The organism is Modestobacter marinus (genome assembly GCF_019799945.1).
Classification (GTDB): Bacteria; Actinomycetota; Actinomycetes; order Mycobacteriales; family Geodermatophilaceae; genus Modestobacter; species Modestobacter marinus_B.
This window is the reverse complement of record NZ_JABGCH010000014.1, coordinates 120,914-129,092: the sequence shown is the minus strand read 5'-3', so window position 1 is coordinate 129,092 and position 8,179 is coordinate 120,914. Positions and strand designations below refer to the sequence as shown.

Here is an 8,179-nt window from a genome sequence, read left to right as displayed (position 1 = left end):
AGGCCGGCGCGGTCGCCTCGGTCGGCTCGACCGGCGACTCCTATGACAACGCGCTGGCCGAGGCGTTCAACTCACTGTTCAAAGCCGAGCTGGTCCGCAACAAGGGCCCCTGGAAGGGCATCGACGACCTCGAGATCGCCGTCGCCGAGTACATCGACTGGTTCAACCACCGACGCCTGCACGGCGAGATCGGCCTGATCCCACCGGCCGAGCACGAAGACAACTTCTACCGGCAACCCCGCGGCGACTACCGTCGCCGCGTCAGTTCCGAGCCTCCACTGAACCCGGGGCGGGACACTCTCTTCTCTGAGGCTCCGTCACGCTCAGCGACGAGTAGGCGTGCGAGGGTTCAGAGGCGTCCGAGCATGGCCGGACGGCGCCTATTGGCCACCATTGGGGTCGATCCAGGGTCGTCCGCTGAGGTCCGCCGTCGTTCCGTATGCCGGTCGAACCTGGGCAGTTGAACGTGGGCGAGCGTTCGCGAACCCGCGGCCGACGGCTGGGGGTCATGTGCGCATCACGTGGCCTGTGGTGCTCCTGCGCGTCCCACTGAGGGGTATGCGACGTTAGGTGTGGGCGGTCGCGTCTGCCCGGGCGGCGATGTAAGCCGATGCAGGCCTCGGCTCGATCTCGAGGGCCCGCAGTGGCTCGTCGCCCACCTCGTTGCCGATGTCCATGGACAGTGCGATGCCCAGAATTGAGGCCAGATCCGGCCGGCGGCGACGCAGGGCCCGGGCGCCGAAGGTGAGCACCCGGCGGGGGACGACGATCCGACGGATCCGCGCGCCGAGCGCGCGTTGGAAGGCGTCGACGACCTCGTGCCGGGTCAGCGCCTCCGGTCCGCCGAAGTCCAGCGACGGCGGCGGGTCGTCCATCGTCGCCAGGCGCACACAGGCCTCGGCCACGTCGTCCTCCGCGACGTACGGCACCGGCGTGCGGCCGCGACCGTAAATCACCGCCAGCCGCTGGTCCGGCCGAATCCCGGACTGCGGCCCGAGCCACACCTCCTGGAACGCGGCCGGCCGCACGATGACCGACCGCACGGGTGAGGCCTGCAGCAACCGCTCGGTGGCCCGTTTCGCGGCGAAGAAAGGCACCAAGTCCACCATCGCGTCGGTCATGCCCTGCGCGGAGACGAACACGAACCGTTCGACGCCGGCTGCCTCGGCCGCCCGGACCAGCGCCGCGTTCCCCTCCCGGTCGACCCGGTCGATGGACACGTCCTTCGCCCCTGCCAGCCGCCGTCCGATGCCGTTGGCGGTGGTGACTACCGTGCGCACCCCGGCCAGCGCCCGGCCGAGACTGGGTGGGTCGGTGAAATCGCCGATGCTGAGCTCGACGCCCATCGACCGCAGAGCAGCGGTGTCACTGCGGGGCCGGACCAGCGCCCGGAAGGGGATTCTCCGCTCGGACAGTCGGGCCGCGATCCGGCCGCCCAGGTCGCCGGTCGCGCCACAGAGCAAGAGCTCGTCCATGGCCTCTCCCGAACGCAGGATGTCCCAGGGAGACACGGCCCCTGACCGCTGTCAATGCCAGTCGGCGTCCGCCGGTGGCCGGTGCAGCTGACGAGGTCCGGCATGCCGCGTCGTCGTGGTCCGGACGACTGCCAGTCCATGAGGTCGCCCTCAGAGAGTCCATGGACCTGGCCCGGGCCGCCTTGAACGATGAAGATCGTGTTGCGGCCGGCTGAGCTCGTTGTCTATTCGGGGGCGGGAGCCCTTGCCGGTGACGTAGGCCAGCTCGCGGTCCAGGTCGACGTCGGTCAACTCCAGTCCGCACAGCTTGGAGACCCGGACGCCGGTGTCGAGCAGCAGTCGCCGGACGACCTCCTGGCGGCGGCCGGGGAACACGGCGCCGTCGAAGACGCCGGGCCGACCGCGACCGACCGCGCCGTCTTGAGCAGGGCGGCGATCTCGTCGTCGGTGAGAACCGGTACCGGTTTCTACGGTGGCGCCGGGTTCTTGATGCCGTCGGTCGGGGCGACCTCCAGTTCTCCTCAGTGACCAGCCAGCGGCAGAACCGGCGCGCGCCGCGCAGCCGGGTGCCGACGGTGGAGGGCTCGGCGGTCTGGCCAGGTCGGCCAGCCAGGCGGCCACCGCGTGCCGGGTCAGCTCGTCGAGCACCGGCTCCCGGTCGGGATCGGTCAGCCAGCGGCAGAAGTAGCGGACGCTCTGGCTGTAGAGCTCGAGCGTCCACGGAGCCTTGGCCGCGGGCGCGCAGGTGCCGCCGGACCGACGCCAGCAAGTCGCGCAACCCGATCGCCACGGCGGCAGGTCATCGGGCCGGTGAGCGCCGTGTGGAGCCCACGCGAGCGTCGGGATCAGCCCTCCTCGCTGGGGACCTTCCTGGCGCGGCTGGGCTGCACGCGCATCGGCTCGCCCGGCATCTTCGGGGAGCGGGACCCGAAAGCGCTGTTCAAGGCGGCAAAACCGCAGGTGACGGGAAGCATGAGGGGGTGGTTATCGGGCGAGTTTCGCGCCTGGGGAGGCGTGCAGAAGCATCGATCGTGCCACCACGAACGCCGCTCACGATATCCGCGGTTGGTGCCGCAGGACGCTCGACCGGGTCGCCAGCTGCACGCGGGGAGGGGGCAGCGGGCCTTCGGCTCCTGGGGAGGTCGGTCACGTCGCGTGAGACGACCGTCGTGCGTGCTGACGGAACTGCTGGCAAGAGTCGATGAGGCGAGCCCGTTTACTGCGGTTGGTCCTCGTCCGGCCGGCTCGGGCGGCCGTTCTCGTCTCCGACGGCGGGCGACTTGCGCCGCGCCTGTGCTGACCGCAGCGCGAGGCGTGCGAAGTAGGCCTTGCGAGCGTGCCCGGCGCGGCGCGGCGCGCACGCTCGGCCGGCGACAGCACGCCGTCGCGATCGACCTGGCGCTCGAAGCGGCCCAGCATTGCGCGACGGGCTGGCGCCGTCCGAGCGTTCAAGCGGCAGCGGACAGCGACGAGCCCGACAACTTCCAGGTACACGCGGATCCAGCCGGCCATCGCTTCTGCCTCTGCTGGGTCAAGAAGTAGGGCTGGGCCAGGGCAGTACTCCCACCGGAGTTGTACCAGAGCCGGCTTGACTTCCGGTCGGCCTCAGCGGGGAACCGCTGCGCCAGCCGCTTTCGGATCGGGTACCGATCCCAACCCGGCATGATCGGAGGGGCGACCGGCTGACCGGTGGCGAACTCCACCGGACCGGGGCCGCTGACGCCGATGCCCCAGATCGGCAGCGCGCCGGCCGGACGTGCGGCCAGGGCGGCGTCAAACACCGCCTCGACCTGCCCGAGCCCGTAGTCCGGGCCGCGGGTGACGTCGCCGTCCCCACGCTGTCGGTGCAGGAGCGCTCCATTCAGGTCCGTGACGGCGACCTCAACGCTCGTTGCACCGACCTCTGCCACGAGCAGGTGGCCGGCGTCGGCGCAGAACCGCAGCTCACGGGGAGCTCGGCCGCCGGCGGACGGCGCCAGTGCGCCCTCCTCGAGGAGTCCGGAGTCGAAGGTGCGCACGAGGTCCAGCACGACGACCAGCGCGTCAAGCTGGTCGATGGCGACGGTCGCCGGCGCATCGTCCACCACTGGTCATGCCAAACGGAAGGGTGGACGATGGGCGGCAACAGCCCAGCAGCGCGGCCACCCCGTCGGGGGCCGTCTCCTCCGCGTCCTCGAGCCACCGAAGCGATCGGATGAGGAGGTTGGATGCTACTCGCGTACCACTCGATCACCTGGGGCGGCGTCGTCGGCGACGCCACGGGTGTGACGAGCGTGAAGGACCTTTGCTACCGGGCCAACGGCTCGATGGAACAGGCTATCCGGGAGATCGCGGGTGCCGGGTACGAGGGCACCGAGATGTTCGACGGGAACGTCGCCGACTACGCCGATCGCCCCGACGACCTGCGCCGGCTCCTCGACGAGGCCGGCTTGGCCCTGGTCAGCGTGTACACCGGGGCGAACTTCGTTTACGAGGAGATCCTCCCGGACGAGCTCGACCGGGTGCACCGCGCCGCCGGGCTGGCCGCGACGTTCGGTGCCGAGCAGCTCGTCGTCGGCGGCGGCGCCCGGCGCGCCGCCGGCACACCCGAGAGCGACTACGACCGGCTGGGCACGGCGCTGGACACCGTCACGGACATCGCCGAGGAGCACGGCCTGTCAGCCTGCTACCACCCGCACCTGACCACGATCGTGGAGAGCCCGGACGAGCTCGAGAAGATCATGTCGCGCTCCCGGATCGGCTTCTGCCCGGACACGGCGCACCTCGCGGCGGGCGGCGGGGACCCGGCGGAGCTGATCCGCCGCTACCCGGACCGGATCCGGCACGTCCACCTCAAGGACCTGCGCCGCGAGCCGTTCTCCTTCCAGCCGCTCGGCCAGGGCGAGCTCGACTTCACGGAGGTGCTCGCGGCCGTGCGCGAGGTTGGCTACGACCGGTGGCTGGTCGTCGAGCTGGACGCCTACGACGGCGACCCGGCCGAGGCGGCCCGGATCAGTAGGACGTTCCTCGAGAAGGCTCTGACATGACCCGCACCCTGCGGCTCCTCGCCGCCGTTCTCGTCGCGGCCACGGCCCTCACCGGCTGCGGCTCGTCTGCCGAACGCGGTGCCATCCCGGACCGCGGCTACCCGCCGGCCCAGGCCGCCCTCGCCGCGATGGAGGGGAAGGTGCTCGCCACCGGCCCAAACGGCGAGCAGCCCGCGTCGGCCTCGTCGATCACCCTGACCCCGGGCGAGATCGAGCAGGTCAAGGACAAGAAGGCCACCGCCGCGATCGTCATGCACTACACCGGGGACGGTTGGACGGACGCCCAAGTCGCCGGGCTGCGCCAGCAGTTCGGCGAGCTGGGGATCGAGGTCATTGCCGTAACCGACGCCGGGTTCCAGCCGGACCGGCAGGTCAGCAACATCGAGACGGTCCTGGCCCGAAACCCGAACATCATCGTCTCCATCCCGGCGGACCCGGTCGCCACCGCGGGCGCGTACAAGCAGGCCGCGGCTGCCGGCGTGAAGCTCGTCTTCATGGACAACGTGCCGCAGGGCATGCAGGCGGGACGGGACTACGTCTCGGCGGTGTCCGCGGACAACATCGGCAACGGCGTGGTCGCGGCGCACCTCATGGCGGACGCGCTCGGCGGCCGCGGAGAGATCGGGGTCGTCTACCACGAGGCCGACTTCGAGGTGACCCGCCAGCGCCTCGAGGGCTTCGAGAACACGATCAAGCAGGACTACCCGGACATTCACATCGTGGACCGCAAGGGCGTCACCGGTCCGGACTTCGCCGGCCAGGCGCAGGCCGCGGCCACCGCGATCATGGTGAAGCACGAGGACCTCGCCGGGATTTGGGGCGCCTGGGACGTGCCCACCGAGGGCATCATCGCCGCCGCCCGGGCCATCGACCGCAGCAACCTCGCGGTCACCACGGAGGACCTCGGGCCGAACGTCGCCATCGCGCTCGCCTCCCGCGAGTACGTCACCGGCCTGGGCGCCCAGCGGCCGTTCGACCAGGGGGTCACGGAGGCGAAGCTCGCGGCGTACTCGCTGATCGACAAGCAGGCGCCGCCGTACGTCGCCCTGGACGCGCTGCCGGTGACGCACGACAACGTCCTTGACGCGTGGCGCGAGGTCTACCGATCCGACCCACCGAAGCAGCTTGTCGAGTCGTTCAACGGAGGTCAGTGATGAGCGAGCGCCCCAGTGCGCTCGACAAGCGCACGAAGCGCACGTCGGCCCCCGCGGCCGAGATGCGCGACATCGAGAAGGGCTTCAACGGCACTCCGGTGCTGAAGGGCGTCGACTTCACCCTCGCCCGGGGCGAGGTGCACGCGCTCGCCGGTGGCAACGGGGCCGGCAAGTCGACCCTGATGAAGATTCTGCAGGGCGTGCATCGCAAGGACGCCGGGGTGATCCGGATCGGCGGCCGCGAGGTGGACTTCTCCTCGACGGCGGACGCCGAGGCGGCCGGTGTAGGCATGGTCTTTCAGGAGTTCAGCCTGGTGCCCACGTTGTCCGTGGCCCGCAACATCTTCCTCAACCACGAACCCCGCCGGTTCCGGATGATCGACGACAAGGCGATGATCCGCCGGGCGGGGGAGATCCTGCAGGGGATGGGCGTGGATCTCGACCCGCGGGCCGAGGTGCGGACTCTCCCGACCGGCTACTGGCAGCTCACCGAGATCGCCAAGGCGCTCGCGCTCGACGCCAAGGTCCTCATCATGGACGAGCCCACTGCGAGCCTGACCAAGACCGAGTCCGAGGCGCTGTTCGAGCTGATCGGGCGGCTTAAGGCCCAAGGCGTCGGGATCGTCTACGTCAGCCACCGCATGGAGGAGGTCTACCGGATCTGCGACCGGATCACGGTGCTGCGCGACGGCGGCGTCGTGCTCAGCGACGCCGTGGCCGACCTCTCACCGGAGCAGATCGTGGCCGCCATCGTCGGCCGCGAGGTGGACGCCCTGGCGTGGGTGGAGCGCCCGGCGGCGACAAAGGACACCACGCCGCTACTCGAGGTGCGCAACCTGACGGCGGCCAACGGCGTGACCGACATGTCCTTCACGCTCCATGCCGGGGAGATCCTCGGGCTCGCTGGGCTCATGGGCAGCGGCCGCACCGAGCTGGCCAAGCTGATCTTCGGGATCGACCGGCCGATGTCCGGCGAGATCCTGCTGCGCGGCGAGCCCGCCGGGATTACGAACCCCCGGATCGCAATCGCCAAGGGCATCGCGCTGGTGCCCGAGGACCGCCGCCTGCAGGGCCTGGTCCTCGACCACTCCGTCCGCGAGAACCTGCTGCTGCCGCTGCTGCCCGGGCTGAATCGCGGGCCGCTGGTCGACGATCGGCGGGGCGACGGCCTGGCCGCCCGGCTGATCGAGCGGCTGCAGATCAAGCTCGTCTCGGCGAATCGGCCGGTGCGCCTGCTATCGGGCGGGAACCAGCAGAAGGTCGTCCTCGCCAAGTGGCTCGGCCGCGACCCGGACCTGCTGATCCTCGACGAGCCCACCGCCGGCGTCGACATCGGCACCAAGAGCGAGATCATCGAGCGGATCCGAGAGCTGGCCGACTCGGGCAAGGCCGTCATCGTCATCTCCTCCGAGCTCGCCGAGCTGCTCGCGGTGAGCGACCGCGTCCTCGTGCTGCGGAACGGCACCGTCACCGACGACCTCGACCGCCGCGACATCGACGACGAGGAGTCCCTCCAGCTCGCCATCCAAGGAGTCCGCTCGTGACCCAGACCCTCGCTCCACCGCCCCCGGCCGGCGCGCCCAGCCGAGTAAGCCGGTTGCGCGGCATCGACTGGCGCAGCTACGCCATCTACATCGGCTTCGCCGTCGTCTTCCTGCTCTTCGCGATCTTCCTCGCCGACGACGGCTTCCTCTCCGGCACGAACCTGCTCAACATCTTCCGGCAGACCGCGATCATCTCGGTGATGGCGGTGGCGATGACCTTCGTCATCTCCGCCGCCCAGATCGACCTGTCCATCGGATCGGTGGCGGGCCTGTCCAGCGTCTGCGCGGCGCTGGCCATCTCCGCCACCGGCAGCGCGCTCTTCGGGGTGCTCGCCGGCCTCGCCGTCGGGCTGGTCGTGGGCATCGTCAACGGCAGCCTCGTGACATTCCTCGGCATGCCGTCGTTCCTCGTCACGCTGGCCATGCTGGGGATCGCATTCGGCCTGGCCCAGCTCATCACCAAGTCCGCACCTGTCCCGATCCTGCACGACACGTTCAACGCGATCTTCGGCGGCGGCAACCTCGGGCCGATCCCGGGCTTGCTGCTGTGGACGGTCGTGGCCGTCGCCATCGGCTGGGTGGTGCTGAACAAGACCCGCTTCGGCCGGCAGGTGCTCGCGACCGGCGGCAACCGGGTGGCCGCGGAGTACACCGGTGTGAACACCAGACGGATCACCTTCACGGTGATGCTGGTGTCGTCCGTCGTCGCCGCGATCGCCGGGATGCTCTACGCCGGGCGGCTGGAGTCCGGCCGCTACCAATGGGGCACGGGTGACGAGCTGTCCGTGATCGCCGCGGTGATCCTGGGCGGAACCAGCCTCTTCGGCGGCGCCGGCAGCGTGATCGGCGCCCTGTTCGGCTCGCTGCTCATCGGCTTGATCAACAACGGGCTGATCCTCGCCGGGTTCGACAACAGCCAGCAGCAGATTATCCGCGGCCTGATCATCATCGTGGCGGTCGCGCTGGCCCGGAAGAGGTGA

The 8,179-nt window shown here is 70.3% G+C and carries 7 protein-coding genes and 1 pseudogene; 6 read left to right on the top strand and 2 right to left on the bottom strand.

Annotated features, from left to right (window positions below):
- A pseudogene (locus HK417_RS25405) lies at window positions 1–230 on the top strand (integrase core domain-containing protein); the annotation flags it as partial.
- A gap of 336 nt (window positions 231–566) precedes the next feature.
- Here the strand turns inward: HK417_RS25405 and HK417_RS13405 are convergent.
- Window positions 567–1,475, bottom strand: coding sequence for an SDR family oxidoreductase (locus HK417_RS13405; protein WP_222267225.1), 909 nt, complete (start codon window positions 1,473–1,475; stop codon window positions 567–569).
- Between the two features lie 189 nt (window positions 1,476–1,664).
- On the opposite strand from HK417_RS13405, the gene HK417_RS13400 reads away from it, so the two are divergent.
- Entirely contained in the window at window positions 1,665–2,003 is a 339-nt protein-coding gene (locus HK417_RS13400; protein WP_222267224.1) for a hypothetical protein, read from the top strand.
- A gap of 920 nt (window positions 2,004–2,923) precedes the next feature.
- Here the strand turns inward: HK417_RS13400 and HK417_RS13395 are convergent.
- Complete coding sequence (locus HK417_RS13395) at window positions 2,924–3,559, bottom strand: ROK family protein (RefSeq protein WP_222267223.1); 636 nt, start codon at window positions 3,557–3,559, stop codon at window positions 2,924–2,926.
- Between the two features lie 123 nt (window positions 3,560–3,682).
- Between HK417_RS13395 and HK417_RS13390 the strand changes: the two genes are divergently transcribed.
- Genes HK417_RS13390 through HK417_RS13375 form a run of 4 tightly spaced genes read left to right on the top strand, consistent with a single transcriptional unit; the run spans window position 3,683 to window position 8,179 of the window.
- Window positions 3,683–4,501, top strand: coding sequence for a sugar phosphate isomerase/epimerase family protein (locus HK417_RS13390; RefSeq protein ID WP_222267222.1), 819 nt, complete (start codon window positions 3,683–3,685; stop codon window positions 4,499–4,501).
- Window positions 4,498–5,655 (top strand): substrate-binding domain-containing protein, encoded by a 1,158-nt coding sequence (locus HK417_RS13385; protein WP_222267221.1) that lies wholly within the window; start codon window positions 4,498–4,500, stop codon window positions 5,653–5,655. Before HK417_RS13390 ends, HK417_RS13385 begins: the two co-directional genes overlap by 4 nt.
- A complete protein-coding gene (locus tag HK417_RS13380) occupies window positions 5,655–7,199 on the top strand; it encodes a sugar ABC transporter ATP-binding protein (RefSeq protein WP_222267220.1) in 1,545 nt (514 codons plus the stop codon). The genes HK417_RS13385 and HK417_RS13380 overlap by 1 nt, the downstream gene beginning before the upstream one ends.
- Window positions 7,196–8,179 carry an ABC transporter permease gene (locus tag HK417_RS13375; RefSeq protein ID WP_222267218.1) on the top strand — a complete coding sequence of 328 codons (984 nt, stop codon included), beginning with the start codon at window positions 7,196–7,198 and terminating at the stop codon, window positions 8,177–8,179. The genes HK417_RS13380 and HK417_RS13375 overlap by 4 nt, the downstream gene beginning before the upstream one ends.